This window comes from Anaeromyxobacter sp. SG64 (assembly GCF_022690745.1).
Lineage (GTDB): Bacteria > Myxococcota > Myxococcia > Myxococcales > Anaeromyxobacteraceae > Anaeromyxobacter > Anaeromyxobacter soli.
On sequence record NZ_JALCZB010000081.1, the window covers coordinates 1 to 20,734 of the forward strand.

The 20,734-nt window shown below is 75.2% G+C and carries 18 protein-coding genes; 10 read left to right on the forward strand and 8 right to left on the reverse strand.

Annotated elements, in window-relative coordinates:
• Positions 1-714 (forward strand): hypothetical protein (locus MNZ29_RS18765; RefSeq protein WP_242356301.1); only part of this gene is annotated, 714 nt, incomplete at its 5' end.
• A 21-nt stretch (positions 715-735) separates the two neighbouring features.
• Here the strand turns inward: MNZ29_RS18765 and MNZ29_RS18770 are convergent.
• On the reverse strand, positions 736-903 hold the full coding sequence (locus MNZ29_RS18770; RefSeq protein ID WP_242340352.1) for a twin-arginine translocase TatA/TatE family subunit: 168 nt from the start codon (positions 901-903) through the stop codon (positions 736-738).
• Positions 904-996: 93 nt separating this feature from the next.
• Here MNZ29_RS18770 and MNZ29_RS18775 point away from each other — a divergent pair, with 93 nt between their 5' ends.
• The gene (locus MNZ29_RS18775; RefSeq protein WP_242356302.1) at positions 997-1,770 is read left to right on the forward strand and encodes a glycerophosphodiester phosphodiesterase family protein; all 774 of its coding nucleotides are present in this window, start codon (positions 997-999) and stop codon (positions 1,768-1,770) included.
• On the opposite strand, the gene MNZ29_RS18780 is transcribed toward MNZ29_RS18775, so the two are convergent.
• A complete protein-coding gene (locus MNZ29_RS18780) occupies positions 1,748-2,761 on the reverse strand; it encodes a hypothetical protein (RefSeq protein ID WP_242340354.1) in 1,014 nt (337 codons plus the stop codon). The genes MNZ29_RS18775 and MNZ29_RS18780 overlap by 23 nt on opposite strands.
• A gap of 280 nt (positions 2,762-3,041) precedes the next feature.
• Here MNZ29_RS18780 and MNZ29_RS18785 point away from each other — a divergent pair, with 280 nt between their 5' ends.
• The 5 genes from MNZ29_RS18785 to MNZ29_RS18805 all read left to right on the forward strand — a co-directional run bounded on the left by MNZ29_RS18785 (position 3,042) and on the right by MNZ29_RS18805 (position 8,688).
• Positions 3,042-3,269: a hypothetical protein gene (locus MNZ29_RS18785; protein ID WP_242340355.1), complete on the forward strand. Its 228-nt coding sequence runs from the start codon at positions 3,042-3,044 to the stop codon at positions 3,267-3,269.
• A 77-nt stretch (positions 3,270-3,346) separates the two neighbouring features.
• Positions 3,347-4,909, forward strand: a complete 1,563-nt coding sequence (locus MNZ29_RS18790; protein WP_242340356.1) for an ATP-binding protein — start codon at positions 3,347-3,349, stop codon at positions 4,907-4,909.
• Positions 4,878-6,230, forward strand: coding sequence for a sigma-54 dependent transcriptional regulator (locus tag MNZ29_RS18795; RefSeq protein WP_242356303.1), 1,353 nt, complete (start codon positions 4,878-4,880; stop codon positions 6,228-6,230). The genes MNZ29_RS18790 and MNZ29_RS18795 overlap by 32 nt, the downstream gene beginning before the upstream one ends.
• Positions 6,231-6,325: 95 nt before the next feature.
• Positions 6,326-7,657: a cytochrome ubiquinol oxidase subunit I gene (locus MNZ29_RS18800; RefSeq protein WP_242356304.1), complete on the forward strand. Its 1,332-nt coding sequence runs from the start codon at positions 6,326-6,328 to the stop codon at positions 7,655-7,657.
• Positions 7,654-8,688: a cytochrome d ubiquinol oxidase subunit II gene (locus tag MNZ29_RS18805; RefSeq protein WP_242340359.1), complete on the forward strand. Its 1,035-nt coding sequence runs from the start codon at positions 7,654-7,656 to the stop codon at positions 8,686-8,688. Before MNZ29_RS18800 ends, MNZ29_RS18805 begins: the two co-directional genes overlap by 4 nt.
• A 7-nt stretch (positions 8,689-8,695) precedes the next feature.
• Here MNZ29_RS18805 and MNZ29_RS18810 read toward each other — a convergent pair whose 3' ends face one another.
• The 6 genes from MNZ29_RS18810 to MNZ29_RS18835 form a co-directional block, all read right to left on the reverse strand.
• A complete protein-coding gene (locus MNZ29_RS18810; RefSeq protein WP_242340360.1) occupies positions 8,696-9,745 on the reverse strand; it encodes a low specificity L-threonine aldolase in 1,050 nt (349 codons plus the stop codon).
• A 65-nt stretch (positions 9,746-9,810) separates the two neighbouring features.
• Positions 9,811-11,988 carry a thioredoxin domain-containing protein gene (locus tag MNZ29_RS18815; RefSeq protein WP_242340361.1) on the reverse strand — a complete coding sequence of 726 codons (2,178 nt, stop codon included), beginning with the start codon at positions 11,986-11,988 and terminating at the stop codon, positions 9,811-9,813.
• A 54-nt stretch (positions 11,989-12,042) separates the two neighbouring features.
• Positions 12,043-12,267, reverse strand: a complete 225-nt coding sequence (locus MNZ29_RS18820; RefSeq protein WP_242340362.1) for a hypothetical protein — start codon at positions 12,265-12,267, stop codon at positions 12,043-12,045.
• Positions 12,268-12,371: 104 nt separating this feature from the next.
• Entirely contained in the window at positions 12,372-13,811 is a 1,440-nt protein-coding gene (locus MNZ29_RS18825; RefSeq protein ID WP_242340363.1) for an RtcB family protein, read from the reverse strand.
• A 208-nt stretch (positions 13,812-14,019) separates the two neighbouring features.
• Positions 14,020-14,454, reverse strand: a complete 435-nt coding sequence (locus tag MNZ29_RS18830) for an archease (protein ID WP_242340364.1) — start codon at positions 14,452-14,454, stop codon at positions 14,020-14,022.
• A gap of 49 nt (positions 14,455-14,503) precedes the next feature.
• Positions 14,504-15,901, reverse strand: a complete 1,398-nt coding sequence (locus tag MNZ29_RS18835) for an MATE family efflux transporter (RefSeq protein WP_242356305.1) — start codon at positions 15,899-15,901, stop codon at positions 14,504-14,506.
• Between the two features lie 277 nt (positions 15,902-16,178).
• Between MNZ29_RS18835 and MNZ29_RS18840 the strand changes: the two genes are divergently transcribed.
• The 3 genes from MNZ29_RS18840 to MNZ29_RS18850 all read left to right on the forward strand — a co-directional run.
• Positions 16,179-18,173, forward strand: a complete 1,995-nt coding sequence (locus MNZ29_RS18840) for a potassium transporter Kup (protein ID WP_242356306.1) — start codon at positions 16,179-16,181, stop codon at positions 18,171-18,173.
• 75 nt (positions 18,174-18,248) lie between these two features.
• On the forward strand, positions 18,249-19,493 hold the full coding sequence (locus tag MNZ29_RS18845; protein ID WP_242356307.1) for an MFS transporter: 1,245 nt from the start codon (positions 18,249-18,251) through the stop codon (positions 19,491-19,493).
• Between the two features lie 40 nt (positions 19,494-19,533).
• Positions 19,534-20,734 (forward strand): MFS transporter (locus MNZ29_RS18850; RefSeq protein WP_242356308.1); only part of this gene is annotated, 1,201 nt, incomplete at its 3' end.

Genomic DNA, 20,734 nt, shown 5'->3' on the forward strand with positions numbered 1-20,734 from the left:
GAGGGAGAGATCCGCGCCCGCGCCGCGGGCCGCGCGCTCGGCGCCGAGGCGCCCGCCGCGGCGGCGGTGCTCGTCGCGGCGCTCGCCCGCGCGCCCGACCCCGCGTCTCGCGTCGCCATCGCCGCGGTCGGCCAGGCCCTCGCGGATCCCGATCCCGAGCTGTCCTACGCGTGGCGCGCCGAGCTCTACGCGGCCGCCACCGAGCGCGGCCTCGACGAGGTCACGAGCCTGCTCGTCTCCCCCGCGCCGCTGCGCGCGTTCCCCGCCGCGCGCGCCCGGCCGGATCCCCGGCTCGCGGGGCTGTCGATGGGTCACAAGAAGGCGTTCGCGCGCGGGCGCCGCGATCCCGATCTCCTCGCGCGTCTGGCGGCGGAGGGCGATCCCGCCGTCGTCGAGGAGCTGCTGCGGAACCCGCAGCTCACGGAGCCGTTCGTCGTCCGCATCGCGGCGCGCCGCCCGTGCCGGCCCGAGACCCTGCGCCGCCTCTTCGAGTCGCGCTGGTGCAGCCGGCCCGCGGTCGCCCGCGCGCTGGCGCGGAACCCGTACGCGGAGCCCGAGCTCGCGCTGAAGCTCGTCCCTTCGCTCCCCGGGCCGGACCTGCGCGCGCTGGCGGAGGATCTCGCGATCCACCCGCTCGTCCGCGCCCTCGCCCGGAAGCTCCGGCGGGAGCGGGGCCGCCGCGACGGGTCGTCTCCGAAAGCGCGGCCGCTCTAGACGACGGCTCGTGGTTCGCGATCACCTCGGGTGCCGCGAGTCACCCTCCCGCCCGCGCGCCGGCGGCTCGCCGGAGGCGCCCGCGCGCGCGTTGCGCACGGCGCGGCCGAGCGCGTCGCCGAGCGCGGGGATGCGCGTCGCGCCGAAGACGAGGAGGGTGACGAACAGGACGAGGAGGAGCTCGGTCATCGGGATCCAGCGCGGCCGCTGCCGCGAGCGAGGTAGAATAGCCGCGCGCCCCCCTCGATGCCAGGCGCGGGGAGCGCGCCCATGCCGGGAGCAATGACCGATGCGCCGCGGGTCGCGGGGCGGCCCCTCGTCCTGGGGCACCGCGGCGCGAGCGCCGACGCGCCCGAGAACACGCTCTCCGCCTTCCGCCTCGCGCTCGAGCAGGGCGCGGACGGGGTCGAGCTGGACGTGTGGCGCTGCGCCACCGGGGAGCTGGTCGTCTTCCACGACGAGGACGCGGCCCGCCTCACCGGCGTCGCCCTCTCCGTCCCCGACGCGCCCTTCGCGGCGCTGCGGGCGCTCGACGTCGGCGCGCTCCGCGGAGACCGCTTCCGGGGTGAACGGATCCCGCGCCTCGAGGAGGTGCTCGAGGCCCTGCCGGGCGCGGTCCTGAACGTGGAGCTCAAGTCGCGCCTCCGCCGCGCCGACCTCGGGCTCGCCACCGCGGTCGCGGGGGTCCTCCGCCGCGCGCGCGCCGGCGGCCGCGTCCTCGTGTCGTCGTTCGACTACCGGCTCGTGGTGGCGTTCCGCGTCGCCGCGCCGGAGCTCCCGGTGGGACTGCTCGTCGAGGCCGAGCGTCCGCGCCGCGTCCTGACCGCGCTCGCGACGCGGCTCCTGCGGCCCGCCGCGATCCACCCCGAGCGCCAGCTCGTCACCCCCGCCCGTGCGCGCGCCTGGGCGAAACGCGGACTCGCGGTGAACGTCTGGACGGTGGACGATCCCGAGGAGGCGCGCCGGCTCGCCGCGCTGGGCGCGGCGGCGATCATCACGAACGCGCCGGGGCGGATCCGCGCGGCGCTCGCCCCTAGAACTCCCAGCCCGCCTTGAGCGCGCCGCCCCACGTGGAGGCGAGCCGGTAGTCCGGGTACTCGTCCGCCGCGGGGTTGGCCTTCCCGTCCTTGGTCGCGCCGCCGAAGTACGTGACCTCGCCCGCGAGCGAGACGACGTGGGCGGTGAAGCGCACGCCCGCGGTCGTCCGGTAGAAGCCGGCGCGCAGCTTCGGGAACGCGGCCTGCGTGGAGCGCAGGTCGGCGGGCGCGGTCGCGGTCGTCCCGCCGGCGCGGCGCGGGCCGAAGTCCATCGTCTCGGAGGACGCGCCGACGTAGGTGAAGCGCCCCGCGAGGTAGGGCGTGAAGCTCGTGACCCCGTTCACGCCGAAGCGCTTCGACACCATGAGGTCGAGGTCCGTCGCGCCGAGGTTCCAGTCGCGCTGGCCGAAGAGCTGGGTGTGGGCGACGCGCACCGCGAGGTCGGGCAGCACGCGGAAGCCCTCGTTGAGCGCCCACTTCCCCTCGACCTGCGCGCCGAAGTAGGAGGACTGCGACAGGTAGATCATCCGGCCGCCCAGCTCGAGGCTGAACGGCAGCGACTTACGGACGTGCACCGAGGGCAGGAACAGCTCGTGGGGCGTCATCGAGCGGGTCTGCCACGGGCCGCGCGGCTCGAACACGGGCGGCGAGCCGAACGAGGTCCGGCCGACGGTCCCGGGGTGCACCGCGACGTAGGCCGCCTCGAGGTCGACGTCGAAGCCGACGTAGCCGGTCGTGGAGGCGGGGGTGAGGATCGCGGACGAGAGCGCGAGCGCCGTCTCGGTGGAGAGGATGGCGAAGCGCGTCTTGGCCTCGCTGGCGAGGAGCGCCGCCTCCGAGTCGGAGAGCGTGAAGGGGGTGTCCTGCACCTCGGCGAGCCGCTTCCATACGTCGGCGCTCGGCGCGCCCAGCCGGGCGAGATCGAGATCGAGCGGCTCCCCCGCGAGGGCGAGGCCCGGGCGCAGCGACAGGACGGCGGCGACGGCGATGGGCGCCAGCAGACGACGCATGGAACCTCCAGGGGCGCCTCGCCCGGACGAGCTCCGGCCGGGCAGGCGGCGACGAAGTTACAGCCGGGATCCGGATGGGTCAATTCGAGGAGAATCGCCCCGCCGCCCGGAGCCGTCCGTCCCGGATCTCCTCGCGCGGCGGCGGCCCGAGCTGCCTCGAGGGCCGCAACACCGCGGAATCCGGTCCGACCGGGGCGCCGCGCCGCCCGGCACGCGCCGTGCTCTCCTTCGCGCGCACCGGGCCCAACCCAATCCTTTCAGGCGCCCGGAGGAGACTCACATGCGTAAGATGATCGGCACCCTCGCGGCCCTCGCCGTTTTCGCCTCCGCCGCCCCTGCGTTCGCGCAGGAGACGAAGCCGGAGGCCCCGGCCGCCGCGACGGAGACGAAGACGGAGGCCACGCCGGCCGCGAAGCCGGCGAAGAAGAAGCACACCGCGAAGAAGCACACCGCCAAGAAGGCGGCCGCGAAGACCGAGGCCGCCCCGGCCGCGCCCGCGTCGAAGTAGCCGAACGGTTCCCGGCACCGGCGGCTCACCCCCCGCCGCCGGTGCCGGGTCCCCCGGGCGCGTGAGCTGGAACGATCATGTCCCTCCGTGCCCGCATCATCCTGCTCTTCGCCGCGACGCTGGTCCTCACCCTCGGCGTCGCGTCCTACCTCGGCGAGCGGGTCGCGACCCGCGCCATCGAGGCCACGCTGCGCGAGCGCAGCGTCGACCTCGCGAAGGCGGTCGCGGAGGAGCTGGACCTCTCCCCCGGCACCGACATCGAGAAGGCCGCCGACGCGCTGGCCGAGCAGCTCCGGCCGCGCCGCATCGTGCGCTTCGCCGAGCTCGCCATCCGGCACAAGGGCGAGGTGCGCGTCGCGCGCGTGACGTTCGGGCTCGAGGGCGCCGAGATCGAGGCCGAGACCCGCGCCGCGCGGGCGTTCCCCGTCGAGGCGACGGTGTCGCTCGTCGACGACGGCGAGTCGCGCGGCTGGCGGGTGGACCTCCCCCTCCACGAGGGGCGCACCACCTTCGGCGCGCTGCGGATCGAGACGACGCTCTCGGAGGTCGAGGAGATCGCCAGCACCGAGCGCCGCGAGTTCTTCCTCGTCGCCGGGGTGGGGGCCGCGGTCCTCGCCGTGCTGTTCACGTTCCTCCTCGGTCACATGCTCGTGCGGCCGCTGTCGCAGCTGGCGGTCGCCATCGAGGGCGTCCAGTCGGGCGCCATCGACGCGGAGGGGGTGCCCGGCCCGGAGCGGTCCGACGAGATCGGCGTGCTCGCCCGCGGCCTGCGCGCCATGCTGCAGCGGGTGCGCCGCTTCAACGACGACCTCGCCGCCATGGTCGCCGACGCGACGGCCGACCTCGCCCGCAAGAACCGCGAGCTCGCCGAGCTGAACCGGCTCCTGTTCGAGGCGCGCCGGGACCTCGTCTCCAAGGAGCGGCTGGCGGCGCTCGGCCAGCTCTCCGGCACCATCGCCCACGAGCTCGGGAACCCCCTCAACACGATCAGCGGCCACGTGCAGCTCCTCGCGCGCGATCCGGCGTGCCCGCCCGAGCTCAGCGCCGGGCTCGAGGTCGTGGAGGGCGAGGTGCGGCGGATGACCGCCATCATCCGGCGCTTCCTCGACTCGGCCCGCGGCCTGCGGCCCGAGGCGGCGCCGGTGGACCTCGCCGCGCTCGTGCACGAGGCGCTCACCCTCAACGTGCCGGAGGCCGACCGGGCGCGCCTCGAGCTCGTGCGCGAGGTGCCGCCCGATCTCGCCCAGGTGCGCCTCGATCCCGCGCTGGTCGGCCACGTGCTCGGGAACCTCGTGTCGAATGCGGTCGAGGCGATGCCGGGGGGCGGCCGGCTGGCGGTGCGCGCCGCCCGGCGCGGCGGGCTCCTCGGGCTCTCGGTGAGCGACACGGGGGCCGGGCTGCGCCCCGAGGAGCGCAAGCGGATCTTCGAGCCGTTCTACACGACGAAGCCCTCCGGCAAGGGCACCGGCCTCGGGCTCGCCATCTCGCGCGAGATCGCGGCGGCCCTGCGCGGACGCATCGAGGTGGAGAGCACGCCCGGCGCGGGCGCGACGTTCACGCTTTGGATCCCGACCCCGGCGGCGGACGGGGCGGAGGAGGAGGGGGGCGATGGCGCGCTTCAGGATCCTGGTCGTCGATGACGATCGCGCGAGCCGCGAGCTGCTCGCGCGGATCCTCGTCGCGCGCGGCCACGACGTGCTGGCGCTGCCGGACGGCAAGGACGCGCTCGCGGCGCTCGAGCGCGGGCCGGTGGATCTCGTCGTCTCCGACATCCGCATGGCGGACGTGGACGGGCTGCAGCTCACGGATCGCATGCGCGAGGCCGCCCCCGACACCCCGGTCGTGCTCGTGACCGCGTTCGGCAACGTCGAGGGGGCCGTGGAGGCGATCCGCCGCGGCGCGTTCGACTACATCTCGAAGCCCTACGACGTCGACGCGATCGCCGTGGTGGTCGAGCGGGCGCTCCGCCAGCGCGCGCTCGTCCTCGAGAACCGGGCGCTGCGAGGGCAGGTCCGCGAGCGCTACCGGCTCGAGGACGTCGTGGGCCGGAGCGAGGCGATGCTGGAGGTCTACAAGACCGCGGCGCGCGTCGCGCCGAGCCCGGCCACCGTGCTCATCCTCGGCGAGAGCGGGACCGGCAAGGAGCTCGTCGCCCGCGCGATCCACGCCGCCTCGCCGCGCGCCTCGGGGCCGTTCGTGCCGGTGGACTGCGGGGCGATCGCGGAGGGGGTGCTCGAGTCCGAGCTCTTCGGCCACGCCCGCGGCGCGTTCACCGGCGCGCAGGCCAGCCGGCGCGGGCTCTTCGAGGAGGCCCACGGCGGAACGCTGTTCCTGGACGAGATCGGCGACGTCGGCCCCGCGCTGCAGGCGCGCCTCCTGCGCGCCCTCCAGGAGGGCGAGATCCGCCGGGTGGGCGCGAACGAGCCGGTGCAGGTGGACGTGCGCGTCGTCGCGGCGACGAACAAGGACCTCGCGGCGGCGGTGCAGGCCGGGCGCTTCCGCGAGGACCTCTACTACCGCCTCAACGTGGTGACGCTCCGCATCCCGCCGCTCCGCGATCGGCGGGAGGACATCCCGCTGCTCGTCGAGCACTTCGCCGCGAAGCACGGGCACCCGCAGGCGGTGGTCACGCCCGCCGCGCGCGAGATGCTCGTCGGCTGGCGCTGGCCGGGGAACGTCCGCGAGCTCGAGAACGTCGTGGCGCGCGCCCTCGCCTTGAACCCCACCGGCGTCATCGAGCCGGACGCGCTCCCCGAGTCGATCCGCGGGCCGGGCGCGGCGCCCATCCCGGCCGTCGCCGCCGGTGAGCGCCCCACCCTCGCGGAGCTCGAGCGCCGCTACGCCGCGCAGGTGCTCGCCGAGCAGGGGGGGAACAAGACGCGCGCCGCGGAGGTGCTGGGCATCGACCGCAAGACGCTCTACCGGATCCTGGGGGAGGAGCGGGAGGAGTCGAAGGCCTAGCGGAGCCGCCCGCGGGTTCGGTGTCACCCTGCGGCGAAGTGCCCACGCCCGAGCGGGACTCGCGCGGGACCGCCGCAGCGCTACATCAGGGGCCCGTGAACGACCTCCTCGCTGCCCGCTGGCTTTTCGGGACCTCGCTCGCCTTCCACATCGTCTTCGCGGCGGTCGGCGTCGCGATGCCGCTCTTCATGGTGCTCGCCGAGTGGCGCTTCCGGCGCACCGGCGCGCCGGCCTACCTCGAGCTCGCGAAGCGCTGGGCCAAGGGGACCGCCATCCTCTTCGCCGTCGGGGCGGTCTCCGGGACGGTGATCTCGTTCGAGCTCGGGCTCCTCTGGCCGCGCTTCATGGAGTTCGCCGGGCCCATCATCGGGATGCCCTTCTCGCTCGAGGGCTTCGCGTTCTTCGCTGAGGCGATCTTCCTCGGCATCTACCTGTACGGCTGGGGCCGGGTGGGGCCGCGGCTGCACCTCGCGAGCGGCGTCGTGGTCGCGGCGAGCGGCGCCGCCTCGGCGTTCTTCGTCACGCTCGCGAACGCGTGGATGAACGTGCCGGCGGGCTTCGCGGTGCTCCACGGCGCCGCCTCGGACGTGCAGCCGCTCGTGGCCATGTTCCCGCCGGGCTGGGCGCACGAGGTGGTGCACGTGCTGCTCTCGAGCTACGTCGCGACCGGGTTCGCGGTGGCCGGCATCCACGCGCTCTTCCTGCTGCGCGATCCGGCGAACGCGTTCCACCGCGGCGCGCTCCGCGTGGCCCTCGGCGTCGGGGCGGTCGCGGCCCTCCTCCAGCCCATCTCGGGCGACTTCTCCGCGCGCCAGGTGGCGGCGACCCAGCCCGTGAAGCTCGCCGCGCTGGAGGGGCAGTTCCGGACCGAGCGCGGCGCGCCGCTCCGGGTCGGCGGGCTCCCCGACGTCGAGGCGCGGGAGACGCGCCTCGCCCTCGAGATCCCCTACGGCCTCTCGCTCCTCGCCTTCCACGACCCGCGGGCGGAGGTGCGCGGCCTCGAGGCGTTCCCGCGCGAGAACTGGCCGAACGTGCGGAACGTCCACCTCGCCTTCCAGGCCATGGTCGGCCTCGGCAGCGCGCTCGCGCTCGTCGCGCTCGCGTACCTGTATCACCGGCTCCGCGGGAAGCCCCTGCCGCGCCTCCTCCTCCGGGCGGTGCTCGTCACCTCGCCCTTCGGCTTCCTCGCCCTCGAGGCGGGCTGGCTCGTCACCGAGTGGGGCCGGCAGCCGTTCACGATCCGCGACGTCATGCGGACGGCGGACGCGGTGACGCCGGTCGGCAACATCGCCGTCCCGTTCGTGGCGTTCACGATCCTCTACCTGTTCCTCGCGGCGATGGTGATCGTCCTCCTCCGCCGCCAGATCGCGAAGAGCCCGCCCGCGTCCGAGGTCGGGGCGCCCGCGCCGGCGGAGGGCGCCCTGTGACAGCCGCGGATCTCCTCGGCGGCGCGATCCTCGCCGCGCTCGTGCTCTACGCGCTCCTCGGCGGCGCGGACTTCGGCGGCGGCATCTGGGATCTCCTGGCGACGGGCCCGCGCAAGCGGGCGCAGCGCGAGCTCGTCGAGCACGCGATCAGCCCGATCTGGGAGGCGAACCACGTCTGGCTCATCCTCGTCATCGTCCTCCTCTTCACCGCCTTCCCGAAGGCGTTCGCGGCGATCTCGATCACGCTCTTCGTGCCGCTCGTGCTGCTCCTGTTCGGGATCGTGCTCCGCGGGGCGGCCTTCACCTTCCGCACCTACGACACGCCGGAGGACCGCGTCCAGGTGCGCTGGGGGCTCGTCTTCTCCGCCTCCTCCGTGCTCGCGCCGGTCGTGCTCGGGGTGATCGTCGGCGCCATCGCCTCCGGCCGGCTCGCGGGGCCGCCGGAGGGGGTCGATCCGCTCGCCTGGCTCGCGCCGTTCCCGCTCGCGGTGGGCTTCTTCGCGGCGGCCCTCTTCGCGTTCCTCGCCGCGACCTACCTCGCCGTCGAGGCGCGGGACGCGCTGCGGGAGGACTTCCGGCGCCGCGCCATCGGGGCGGGCGCCGCCGTGTTCCTCGCCGCCGCGCTGGCGGGCGTCCTGTCCTGGTACGACGCGCCCCTCGTGTTCGCCGGGCTCCTCCGGCGCGGCTTCTCGCTGCCGCTCCACGTTGCCACCGCGGTCGCGGCGGTGACGGCGTTCGCCGCGCTGTTCCGCCGCCGCTACCGCCTCGCGCGCGCGGCGGCGGCGGCGCAGGTCACGCTCATCGTGCTCGGCTGGGGCGCCTCGCAGTACCCGTACCTCGTCGTCCCGGGCCTCACGCTGGCGACGGCGAGCGCGCCGCGCGCGACGCAGGTGGCCGTGCTGTGGGCGCTCGCCGCGGGCGCGATCTTCCTCTTCCCGGCCCTGTACCTGCTGTTCCGCGTGTTCAAGGGCGAGCGGCCGTTCTCGGTCCTGGACCGGCGGCCCGCGCCGGGCCCGCGGGGCGAGGGCTAGGCGCCGGCTACCGCTGCGCCGCCACCGCCGCGACGTCGCCGACGAGCGCGCGGACGTCGTCGTCGGTCACGTCCCACGCGCACATGAAGCGGGAGCCGCCGCCGATGAAGTCGTAGAAGCGCCAGCCGCGCCCGCGGAGCGCGTCCGCGGCCCCGGGCGGCAGGGCGGCGAACACGGAGTTCGCCTCGCGCGGGTGGAGGATCCGGACCGACGGGATGGCGCGGAGCCCGGCCTCGAGGCGGGCGGCCTGCTCGTTCGCGCGCCGCGCGTGGCGGAGCCAGGCGCCGTCGCGGAGCATGCCCACCCACGGGGCCGCGAGGAACCGCATCTTCGAGGCGAGCTGGCCGGCCTGCTTGCAGCGATAGTCGAACTCCGCAGCGAGGGCGCGATCGAAGAACACCACCGCCTCGCCGACCGCCATGCCGTTCTTCGTCCCCCCGAAGCAGAGGACGTCGACGCCCGCCTTCCAGGTGAGCTCCCTCGGCGCGACGCCGAGCGAGGCGACCGCGTTCGCGAAGCGGGCCCCGTCCATGTGGAAGCGCAGCCCGCGCGCCTTCGCGCGCGCGCCGATCGCCGCGAGCTCCTCCGGCCGGTAGACCGTGCCGAGCTCGGTCGCCTGCGTGACGGAGACCACGCGCGGCTTCGGGTAGTGGATGTCGCTGCGCTTCTCGACCATGTGGTCGATGCCGGCGGGGTCGATCCGGCCGTCCGCGCCGGGGAGGGTGAGCACCTTCGTGCCGTTCGAGAAGAACTCGGGCGCGCCGCACTCGTCGGTCTCGACGTGGGCGGCCTCGTGGCAGAGGATCGAGTGGTAGGACTGGCAGAGGGACGCGAGGGCGAGCGAGTTGGCGGAGGTGCCGTTGAAGACGAAGAACACCTCGCAGTCGGTCTCGAACGTCTCGCGGAGGAGGTCGGCCGCTCGCGCGGTGTAGCGGTCGTCGCCGTACCCCGGCGCGTGGCCGGCGTTCGCCTCCGCCATGGCCGCCCAGGCCTCCGGGCAGATGCCGGCGTAGTTGTCGCTCGCGAAGTGGCGCCGCTCGTGCGGGGGGGTGATCATGAGGCGCGCATGGTAAGGCCGGGCGCCCGCCGCGCGCCAGCGGCGGCGAGGACGGGCCTGCGGCCTCACCGGTAAGGGCGGACCGGCGCGATCTGCGAGGCCAGCTTCTCGGGCGCGATCGCCGGCAGCCGGCACTGGCCGCGCTCGCAGACGTAGGCGGTCGGCCGGCCGTTCAGGGCGACCTTCTCCGCCGCCACCGGCGCCACGCGCCCGAGCCGCTCGAGCACCGCGCCCTCGGGGGCCCCGGCGATGGCGCGGTTCGGGAGGAAGCTCCGCCTGAGCACGGACACGAACGGCTCCGGCGCGCTCTCGCCCTCCGGCCAGACGAGCACCACCTCGCGCGCGGCGTCCAGGGCGAAGTCGACGGCGAGGAGCAGCTCGGTGAAGGAGGCGGGGTGCTCCCCGATCGCCAGCGCGTAGTGGCGGAGCGCGCCCTCGGCGCGGAGGCGCCAGCGGTCGTCGGTGGTGAACGCCGAGAGCCGGAGCGCGTTCACGAGCGCGACCGAGGCGCCGGACGGCTCCGCGCCGTCGTGGGTGGGCTTCTCGCGGGCGAGGAGCCGCTCGTGGTCGGCCGCGGTGCCGAACCACCCGCCGCCCTGCGGGTCGCCGAACAGCGCCTCGAGCCGCTCGGACAGCTCGACCGCCGCCTCGAGCCAGCGCGGGTCGAACGTCGCCTCGTAGAGATCGAGCAGCCCCTGCGCGACGAAGGCGTGGTCGTCGAGGAAGGCCGGGACGCCCGCCGCGCCGTCGAGCCAGGCGCGGCGCAGCCGGCCCTCCACGACCATCCGCCCGAGCACGAACTCGGCGGCGCGGGCCGCCGCCACGACGTGGCGCTCCTCGCCGAGGGCACGACCCCCGAAGGCGAGCGCCGAGATCGCGAGGCCGTTCCAGCCGGCGAGGATCTTCTCGTCGCGCAGCGGTCGCGGGCGTTCCTCGCGCGCCGCGTACAGGATCGCGCGCTGCGGCGCGAGCGCCTCCCACGCGTCCTCGTCCGGCGCGGGGACGTGGAGGATGTTCCGGCCCTCGAAGTTCCCCCGCTCGCTCGCGCCGTGGAAGCGCATGAAGCGCTCGGCCCCCTCGCCCAGGCGCTCGCGGAGCTCCGCCGCGCTCCAGACGAAGAACCTCCCCTCCTCGCCCTCGGAGTCGGCGTCGGTGGCGGAGTAGAGCGCCCCCTCCGGAGAGGTCATCTCGCGCCCGAGGTAGTCGAGGGTCTGGCGGACCACGCGCGCGAGGTCCCGCCGCCCGGTGACCTGGAACGCCTCGGCGTAGGCGACCGCGAGGAGCGCGTTGTCGTACAGCATCTTCTCGAAGTGGGGGACGAGCCAGGCGGTGTCGGTGGAGTAGCGGTGGAACCCGCCGCCCACCTGGTCGTGCAGCCCGCCCGCCGCCATCTTCTCCAGCGTGAGGGTCGCCATCCGGAGCGCCTCCGGATCGCGCGCCCGGCGGTGGTAGCGGAGGAGGAAGCGCACCGGCAGGCTGGAGGGGAACTTCGGCGCGCGGCGCAGCCCGCCGTTCACCGGGTCGAACGCGTCGCGGAATCCGCGGAACGCCGCCTCGAGCACCTCCGGCCCCGGCGTGTCGGAGGCGGGCGGCCCCTGCGGCGCGAGCGCCCCGCGGACCGCCTCCACGAGCGAGCGCGTCGCCGCCTCCACGCGCCCGGCGTCGCGCGCGTACAGGTCGGCGACCTCGCCCAGGATCGAGAGGAACCCGCGGCCGGCGCCGCGATCGCCGTCGCGGGCCGGGAAGTAGGTCCCGCCGAAGAACGGCTCCCGGTCCGGCGTGAGCCACACGCTCATGGGCCAGCCGCCGCTGCCCGTCAGGAGCTGCACCGCGGTCATGTAGAGCCCGTCCACGTCGGGCCGCTCCTCGCGGTCCACCTTGATGGGCACGTAGCGCTCGTTGAGGACGCGCGCGATCTCCTCGTCCTCGAACGACTCGCCCTCCATCACGTGGCACCAGTGGCAGGTCGAGTAGCCGACGGAGAGGAACACCGGGCGGCCGGTGCGACGGGCCTCCTCGAAGGCCTCCTCGCCCCACGGCCGCCAGCTCACCGGGTTATGAGCGTGCTGGAGGAGGTAGGGGCTCTTCTCGAGGATGAGACGGTTCGTGAACCGAGGCCGCCCCTGCGCGTCGAGGTGATGGGTGCGGGGGACGTAGCCGTCGCCCTTCGCGCGCACCGCGTCGGTGAGCCGTCGCGCGAGCGCCTCCGGGAACGGGTCCGCTCCGGGCAGCCTGTCCATCATGGACGGTGCTTAACGGGGGGCGGGCGCCCGCTCATGGTGACCCGCCAGGGACCCTCAGAAGAGGTCTTCGAGGGACTTGGCGATCCGGGCCTCGATCTCCGCGCGCATGCGCCGGGCCGCCTGCACGGTCTCCTCGATGGCGGCCTGCAGATCGCCCGCGGGCCCGCCCGGGATGACGCGCAGCGCCTCCCGGGGGAGGCGGCCCTCCGCGGGCGCATCGCCGCCTCGCCGCCCACCGGGCAGGACCACGAGCCGCGCGCGTGGGACGTCCACGTCCATGAGAACAAGCTACGGCGCCGAACGGGCGCGGGAAGGGACCCGCGGAAGGCCCACGCGGCCCCGCCCGACGTCTCGCGGCGCCCCCGGTCGCCCCGAGCGGGCGCTCAGCCCTTGATCACACCCATCGGCTCGAGCCGGGCGACGAGGCGCGAGATCCCCGCGCCGTCCATGACCGCCACGACCTGCGCCACGTCCTTGTAGGCCTCGCTCATCTCCTCGGCGAGGGTCTTCTTCCCGCGCGCGATGACCTCGATGCCCCGCGCGGCGAGCTCGCGCGCGATGGAGCGCCCGCGCCCGCGCCGGAGCGCCTCCCCGCGCGACATGAGCCGGCCTGCGCCGTGGCACGAGCTGCCGAAGGTGTCGGCCATCGCCCGCGCGGTCCCCGCGAGGACGTAGGAGTAGCGGCCCATGTCGCCCGGGATGAGCACCGGCTGGCCGGCGGCGCGGTAGGGCGCCGGCACGCGGGGATCGCCGGGCCCGAAGCAGCGCGTCGCCCCCTTGCGGTGCACGAGGACCCGCCGGACGACCCCGTCGACCGCGTGCTCCTCGAGCTTCGCGACGTTGTGGCAGACGTCGTAGAGGACGCGGGCGCCGAGCTCGCGCTCCGAGATCGCGAGGGCGTGGAGGAGCGCGCGCACGGCGAGGCCGGTCATCACCTGGCGGTTCGCCCAGGCGAAGTTCGCGGCGGCCTGCATCGCGCCGAGGTAGCGCTGGCCGAGCGCGCTCGCGATCGGCGCGGCGGCGAGCTGCGGATCGGGGAGGGTCGCGTAGTCCTCCCCGAACTCGCCGCGCCGCGCGGCGATCTCGGCGACGAACTCGTCGCAGACCTGGTAGCCGAGGCCACGCGAGCCGGTGTGGATCTGGATCGCCACCCGGTCCGGGACGAGCCCGAACGCCTCGGCGACCACCGGGTCGTACACCTCGGCGATCCGGTCCACCTCCAGGAAGTGGTTCCCGCTCCCGAGCGTGCCGAGCTGATCCGCGCCGCGCGTCCGCGCTCGCGCGCTGACGGCCGACGGATCGGCGCCGGAGAGCCGGCCGCCCTCCTCGCAGCGCTCGGCGTCGTCGCTCGCCGCGGCGAACCCGCGCCGGACCGCCCAGCGAGCGCCGCCCGCGAGGACCTCGTCGAGCGCGTCGTCCGAGAGCCGCGGGATGGCGCTCTTCGCCCCCACGCCGGTGGGGATGTCGCGGTAGAGCTGGGCGGTGACCGCGTGCAGCCGCGCGCGGACGTCCTCCGCCTCGAGGGCGGTGGTGAGGACCCGCACGCCGCAGTTGATGTCGTAGCCCACGCCGCCCGGCGACACGGCGCCGTGCTCGGCGTCCATCGCCGCCACGCCGCCGATGGGGAACCCGTATCCCCAGTGGATGTCGGGCATCGCCAGCGAGAAGCGGAGGATGCCGGGCAGGTGCGCGACGTTCGCGACCTGCTGGAGCGCGGGGTCGTCCGGCGCCGGCGGCCCGACGCTGTAGACCCGGCCCGGCACGCGCATGCGCCCTTCGCGCGGGATCTCCCATAGGTCGCCCTCGATGCGCCGGAGCTTCATTCGTTCCTCGCCAGACGAGAGTTCGAGGTTCGCGATGGTCCCCAGGGAGGGGCCCCGTCGCGAAGCGACGGGGAGGGACGCAGTCCCTCCCGGCGGGGAACGGTCGCGAACCCGCGAAGCGGGCGCGACCGTTCACGGGCCCCGCCGAGCAGGGGTGGGGCCCCGCCGACGGCGGCCAGCCGTCGGCGGGGCGGGGGCGCAGCCCCCGTCATATATCGAAGACCGCCTGCGCCACCCACCCCGCACCCTCGCGCTCGAGCCGCGCCGCGTGCCAGGTGACCGCCTTCAGATCCGCGCCCTCCGCGTGCAGCACCGGATCGCGCCGGCCGAAGGCGACGACCGCCTCCGTCCCCGCCTCGTCCACCCGCAGCACCTCGCAGGCCGCCGGGACGAGCGCCTCGGTCGCCAGCCGGTACAGGAGCTCGCGCAGCAGCGCCACGGCGCTGCCCGCGAGGCCCGGCCCACCCTCCACCGCGACGCGCTCCTCCCGCTCGGCCGCGACGGCGGCGCCGCCCGACGCGAGCGCGGCGAACGCGAGGACGAGCCGCGCGAGCGCCTCCTCCGCGGTGGCGCCGCGGGTGCGCACCCCCACGTCGGCCGTGTGGCCGAGGTCCTCGTACGGCTGCGGCAGCGAGAGGCGCATCCCGGGGGAGCTTAGCCTCCGCGCGCGCCGGCGCCGGGTTCCGCGCGGGTCAGCCCGCCTCGACGGCCGCCCGGTCGGCGAGGGGCACGATCTCGCGCGCGGAGACGCGGAGGAAGCGCGCGTAGAGGCCCACGGCCACGGCGGTGAGCCCCAGGACGAAGCCCCACCACAGCCCGGTGACGCCCAGCCCGAGGGTGAACCCGAGCAGCACGGTCGCGGGGAAGCCGAGCGCCCAGTGGCCGACCAGGTTCGCGGCGAACGCGAAGCGGGTCTCGCCCGCGCCGCGCAGCACGCCGGCGCCGACGCCCTGGATGCCGTCGGAGAGCTGGAACAGCGCGGCGATGCGCAACAGCGGCACCGCGGCCGCGACGAGCGCGGGGTCGTCGGTCATCGCCCGGGCGATGGGCCCGGGGAAGAGGAAGAAGACGAGCCCGGAGAGCGACATGAACGCGGCCCCCGAGCCGAACGCGGCGAGGCCCGCCCGGCGCGCGCCCGCGCGATCGCGACGGCCCACCGCCCAGCCCACGCGCACGGAGCCGGCGTTGCCGAAGCCGATCGCGACGGTGAACGTGAGGCTCGCGATGGAGATGGCGAGCTGGTGCGCCGCGAGCGGGAGCGCGCCGAACCGGCCGGCGAGGAAGCCGACGAGCGCGAAGATGCCGACCTCCGCGCCCATGTGCAGGCCGACGGGGAGCCCGACCGCGAGGGCCGCCCGGAGCGCGGGGCCGTCCGGCGCGCGGGCGACGCGTCCCGGCGGCCGCGGCACGCCGCGAACGGCGAGCGCGAGCAGGGCGGCCTGGGCGACCGCGCAGAGGCTCGTCGCGATCGCCGCCCCCGCGGCGCCGAGCGGCGGGATGGCGCGGAGCGGGCCGGCCACGGCGGGGAGCCCTGCGCCGCCGAACACGAGGAGCACGTCGGCGGGGACGTTGAGGAGGTTCGCGAGCACCGTCGCGACGACCATCGGCCGGACCACGCCGTGCGCCTGGAGGTAGGCGCGGCCCGAGAAGTAGAGCAGGAAGAACGGCAGCCCCGGCAGCCGCCACACGAGGTAGCGCCCCCCCTCTCGCGCGACGTCCGCGTCGATCCCGAGCGGCTCGAGCGCCGCAGGCGCGAGCAGGAACGGGACGGCGAGGGCCGCGGAGAGGGCGAGGGCGAGCCAGGTCCCCTGCCAGAGGAGGCGGCGCGCGCGGGCGTCGTCCCCCGCGCCGAGCGCCTGCGCGATGAGGGGATCGAGGCCCTGCATGACCCCCATCCCCAGCACGGACAGCGCCATGAACAGCACGTTGCCCAGGCCGACACCGGCGAGGGGCAGGGGGCCCGCCCGCCCCACGACCGCGGTGTCCACGACGCCCATGAGCGCCTGTCCGCCCTGGGCGATCGCGAGCGGGACGGCGAGTCGAACGAGCGCGGAGACCTCCGCGCGGAGCGGGCTTACGGCGGGCGTCACGGGGGGCGGAACATACTCGCAACCGGCCGGGGGCGCAGCCGGTCGGCGTACCCTTCCACACCTCGCCCTCCGGCCACGGCGGGGTCCACGCCGGCGGGGGAGCCGCCGCCTTCTCTGGCGCGGCGTAGCGTACCCAGGGTCCGGGTGCCGTCATCGGCCGGGCGGCGTCCACAGCTTGAATCAGCAGAGATCCCGGAGATCTGGCCCGATCGCGGGTTAGCCTCTCGACGGCCAGGGCCCGACATGTTTACCTCCCGCCGCCCTCGCTGGGCCCTCGATGTCAGAAACCCGCTCACCGCGCGCCGGTCCTGAAACCTCCCGCAGCGCCACCCCGGCCGCCGCCGAGGCGGCCGTCGTCGCCACGCTGGCACCTGCCCACGGGCATCGCGCGCCCGCGAGAGGCGCCGCGCTCGCGAAGCTCGCGCTCGGCGCCCTCGGCGTCGTCTACGGCGACATCGGCACGAGCCCGCTCTACTCGCTGAAGGAGTGCTTCACCGGGCACCACGGCGTCGCCCCGAGCGCGGCGAACGTGCTCGGCGTCCTCTCGCTCGTGTTCTGGGCGATGACGTTCGTCGTCACGTTCAAGTACCTGTCCTTCGTGATGCGGGCCGACAACCGAGGGGAGGGCGGCATCCTCGCCCTGCTCGCCCTGGTCGGCCGCCACGAGGCCCGCCGCCGGGGCAGACAGCTCCTCCTCATCCTCGGGCTCTTCGGCGCGGCGCTCCTCTACGGCGACGGCGTCATCACGCCGGCCATCTCCGTCCTCGGCGCCGTCGAGGGCCTCACGGTCGCCGCGCCGGCGCTCGCGCACTGGGTCGTGCCCGTCACCGTCGGCATCCTCGCGCTCCTGTTCTTCATCCAGCGGCGCGGCACGGCGGTGGTCGGCGCGGTGTTCGGCCCGGTGATGCTCGTGTGGTTCGCCTGCATCGCCATCCTGGGCGTGCGCGGGATCCTCTTCGACGCCTCGATCCTGCAGGCGGTGCTGCCGACGCACGCGATCGGCTTCTTCGCCCGGAACGGCTGGCAGGGGTTCCTCGTCCTCGGCGGCGTGGTCCTCGTCATCACGGGCGGCGAGGCGCTCTACGCGGACATGGGCCACTTCGGGAAGCGCCCGATCCGCTTCGCGTGGCTCCTCGTGGCGATGCCCGCCCTGCTCCTCAACTACATGGGGCAGGGGGCGATCCTCCTCCACGATCCGGAGGCGGCGCGGAACCCGTTCTTCCTGCTCGTGCCCGAGTGGGCGCTCTACCCGATGATCGCGATCGCCACCGCGGCCGCGATCGTCGCGTCGCAGGCCCTCATCTCCGGCGCGTTCTCGCTGACGCGCCAGGCGGTCCAGCTCGGCTACTCGCCGCGCGTGACCATCCGGCACACCTCCTCGACCGAGATCGGCCAGATCTACGTGCCGGAGGTGAACGCGCTCCTCGGCATGGCGACCATCGCCCTCGTGCTCGGGTTCAAGACCTCCTCGAACCTGGCGGCTGCGTACGGCATCGCGGTGACGGGCACGATGGCGATCACGACGCTGCTCTTCCACAGGGTCGCGCGCGATCTGTGGCGCTGGCCGCGCTGGCGCGCCTGGCCCGTCACGCTCCTCTTCCTGTTCGTGGACGTGTCCTTCCTCGGGGCGAACATCATCAAGGTCGAGGAGGGCGGGTGGTTCCCGCTCGCCGCCGCCGCGTTCGTGTTCACGCTGCTGTCCACCTGGAAGCGCGGCCGCGAGGCGCTCGCGGAGATGATGCGCGGCGCGGGCCTGCCGCTCGACGTGTTCCTCGAGGACATCGCGCGCCGCAAGCCCCAGCGCGTGCCCGGGACGGCCGTGTTCATGACCGGGAACACCGGCACCGTCCCGCCCGTGCTCCTGCACCACCTGAAGCACAACAAGGTGCTGCACGAGCGCGTGGTGCTCGCCTCCCTCATGACCGAGGAGATCCCCTCCATCCCCGACGCCGAGCGCGTCAGCGTGAAGGAGCTCGGCTCCGGCTTCTTCCAGGTGGTCGCCCGCTACGGCTTCATGGAGACCCCGGACGTGCCGGCGATGTTCGCGTCGCTGCCCCGCCGCAAGCTCGACGGGCCGAAGATCGAGCTGAAGCCGATGGAGACGACCTACTACCTCGGCCGCGAGACGCTCCTGCCGACGGGACCCTCCAAGATGTCGCGCTGGCGCAAGCGGCTCTTCATCATCATGGCGCGGAACGCCCAGACCGCGAGCGCGTTCTTCGGCCTGCCGCCGAACCGCGTGGTCGAGATGGGCGCGCAGATCCAGCTCTAGCGAGCCCGGCCCGGTCGGCGCGGACGCGGCTCGCCGCCTCGCCGAGCACGCCGCGACGCCGCCCCGCTCCCGACGATGCGCTGGCCCGACGCCCTCCGCTCCCTTCGCAAGCGCGACCTGCGGCTCTTCTTCGCCGGGCAGAGCGTCTCGCTCGCCGGCACCTGGATGCAGGGCGTCGCGCAGTCGTGGCTCGTGTGGCGGCTCACGCGCTCCTCCGAGCTCCTCGGCGTCGTGAACTTCCTCGGCCAGGTGCCCGTCTTCCTGTTCGGCATCTGGGCGGGCTCGATCGCCGATCGCCACCCCCGCCGGCGCATCGTCCTCCTCACCCAGACGAACGCGATCTTCCAGGCGGTGCTGCTCGCCGCGCTCACCCTCGCGGGCGTCGTCCGGCCCTGGCACGTGGTGGTGCTCGCCGGGATGCTGGGGCTCACCTACGCCTTCGAGATCCCGGCCCGCCAGGCGCTCCTCGCCGACATCGCCGGCAGCGACGCGCCGAACGCCATCGCGCTCAACTCCTCGATCGTGAACTCGGCGCGCATCGTGGGCCCGGCGCTCGCGGGCGCCCTCGTCGCCGCGGTGGGGGAGGGCTTTTGCTTCGCGCTCAACGCGCTCTCCTTCGCCGGCACCTACTACGCGCTCGTGAAGATGCATCCGCCGCCGCAGCCGACGGTGGAGGGGGGCCGTCGCGCCCACCTGCTCGAGGGGCTCGCCTACGCTGGGCGAACCGGCCACGTGCGGGCGCTGCTCGCGCTCCTCGCCGTCTCGAGCTTCTTCGCCATGCCCTACCAGGCGCTCCTGCCGGTGGTCTCGGCGGAGGTGCTCCACGGCGGGGCGGGGCTGTATGGGCTCCTGCTCGGCAGCGCCGGCGCCGGCGCGCTCGTCGGCGCGGTCGGCCTCCTCCTGCGCAAGGGGCTCGCCGGCCTGGGCCGCCGCGTGGCGCTCGGCACGACCCTCCTCGGCGCGGGCCTCCTCGCGCTCTCCTTCTCCCGCCACCCGGTCGTCGCCGGCGCCTCGCTCGTCGTGGCCGGGTTCGGGTTCATCACCCAGATGGCCGGCACGATGACGCTCTTGCAGGGGCTCGCGCCGGTCGACATGCGGGGGCGGGTGATGGGGCTCTTCTCGACCCTGTTCGTGGGCGTGACGCCGTTCGGCTCCCTCGCCGCCGGCTTCGCCGCGAGCCGCTTCGGCGCCCCGCGCACCATCGGCGCCGGAGCGGCGGTGGTGATCTGCGCGAGCGCCGTGTTTCACCTCGCGCTCCCGCGCCTGCGCCGGACCGTGCTCGCGCAGCACCCCACGCTCTTCCCGCCTGCGTCGCAGTGAGCGCGAGAGGCCCCGCCCCCGGAACCGGACCCGACCCCCCTTGCGCCGCCCCCTCCCCCCATCCAGCGCCACGCCGCCCCAGGGCTGGCTCGCCTTCTCCGTCGTCGCGGTCGGTACGGTCATGGCGACGCTCGACGGCAACATCGTGAACGTCGCGCTGCCGACCCTCGGCCGCGAGCTCGGCGCGGCGGTCGGGCCGCTGCAGTGGGTCGTGAACGCGTACCTGCTCGCGATCACCGCGACGCTCGTCCCCCTCGGCCGGCTCGGCGACCGGTTCGGGCACCGCGCCGTCTACACCGCCGGGCTCCTCGTGTTCACGGCGGGGTCGGCGCTCTGCGGGCTCGCCGGCGGGCTCGGCGTGCTCGTCCTGTCGCGCGGGGTCCAGGCGCTGGGCGCGAGCGCGATGATGGCGATCGGACCGGCGATCATCACCGCGGCGTTCCCGGCCAGCATGCGCGGGCGCGCGCTCGGGGCGGCCGGCACCGTCGTCGCCCTCGGCCTCACCGCGGGGCCGCCGCTCGGGGGCCTCATCCTCACGCACCTCTCCTGGCGCTGGATCTTCTACGTGAACGTGCCCATCGGGATCGCCGGCGCGGCCTGGGCGCTGCGGGTCCTCGCGCGCGGCGGCGGGAACGCGGGCGGGCCGCTGCTCGACACGCGGCTGTTCAGGATCCCGCTCTTCACCTGGGGCCTCGTCGCGGGGCTGCTCTCCTACGCCGCGATGTTCTCGCAGACGTTCCTCACGCCCTTCTTCCTCGCGCGCGTGCTCGGGCTCGCCCCCGGGTCGCTCGGGCTCGTCCTCGCCGCGGTCCCGCTGGCGCTGTCGGTGGCGTCGCCGCTCTCCGGCTGGATCGCCGATCGCCTCGGGGGGCGGTGGCTCCCCGCGGTCGGGATGCTGCTCCTCGCGGCGGGCCTCACGGCGCTGTCGTTCGCGAGCGCGCAGGGCGGCGCCGCCGGGTTCGCGGCGCGCCTCGCCCTGTGCGGCGCCGGGATGGGGCTCTTCCAGGCGCCGAACAACGCGCTCGTCATGGGCGCGCTGCCGCGCGAGCGGCTCGGCTCGGGCGGCGGCCTGCTCGCGACCGCGCGGAGTGCCGGGATGGCGGCGGGGGTGGGGCTCGCGGGCGCGCTGTTCGCGCTGCGCGCCGGGTCCGGCGCGAGCGGCGAGGCGTTCCTCGGCGGCTACGCGCTCGCGCTCCGCGCCGGCGCTGCGGTGGCCGTGCTCGCCGCGGCGGCGTCGCTCG

What these genes read in the sequence shown, in the direction of transcription:
- MNZ29_RS18830 (WP_242340364.1), bottom strand. Translation starts at nt 14,454, where the DNA reads ATGCGCCTCTCGCTGCCGCAGCCGTACGAGGACCTCGGCCACACGGCC.
- MNZ29_RS18775 (WP_242356302.1), top strand. Translation starts at nt 997, where the DNA reads ATGACCGATGCGCCGCGGGTCGCGGGGCGGCCCCTCGTCCTGGGGCAC.
- MNZ29_RS18780 (WP_242340354.1), bottom strand. Translation starts at nt 2,761, where the DNA reads ATGCGTCGTCTGCTGGCGCCCATCGCCGTCGCCGCCGTCCTGTCGCTG.
- MNZ29_RS18820 (WP_242340362.1), bottom strand. Translation starts at nt 12,267, where the DNA reads ATGGACGTGGACGTCCCACGCGCGCGGCTCGTGGTCCTGCCCGGTGGG.
- MNZ29_RS18785 (WP_242340355.1), top strand. Translation starts at nt 3,042, where the DNA reads ATGCGTAAGATGATCGGCACCCTCGCGGCCCTCGCCGTTTTCGCCTCC.
- MNZ29_RS18770 (WP_242340352.1), bottom strand. Translation starts at nt 903, where the DNA reads ATGACCGAGCTCCTCCTCGTCCTGTTCGTCACCCTCCTCGTCTTCGGC.
- MNZ29_RS18815 (WP_242340361.1), bottom strand. Translation starts at nt 11,988, where the DNA reads ATGATGGACAGGCTGCCCGGAGCGGACCCGTTCCCGGAGGCGCTCGCG.
- MNZ29_RS18795 (WP_242356303.1), top strand. Translation starts at nt 4,878, where the DNA reads ATGGCGCGCTTCAGGATCCTGGTCGTCGATGACGATCGCGCGAGCCGC.
- MNZ29_RS18840 (WP_242356306.1), top strand. Translation starts at nt 16,179, where the DNA reads ATGTCAGAAACCCGCTCACCGCGCGCCGGTCCTGAAACCTCCCGCAGC.
- MNZ29_RS18790 (WP_242340356.1), top strand. Translation starts at nt 3,347, where the DNA reads ATGTCCCTCCGTGCCCGCATCATCCTGCTCTTCGCCGCGACGCTGGTC.
- MNZ29_RS18845 (WP_242356307.1), top strand. Translation starts at nt 18,249, where the DNA reads ATGCGCTGGCCCGACGCCCTCCGCTCCCTTCGCAAGCGCGACCTGCGG.
- MNZ29_RS18810 (WP_242340360.1), bottom strand. Translation starts at nt 9,745, where the DNA reads ATGATCACCCCCCCGCACGAGCGGCGCCACTTCGCGAGCGACAACTAC.
- MNZ29_RS18825 (WP_242340363.1), bottom strand. Translation starts at nt 13,811, where the DNA reads ATGAAGCTCCGGCGCATCGAGGGCGACCTATGGGAGATCCCGCGCGAA.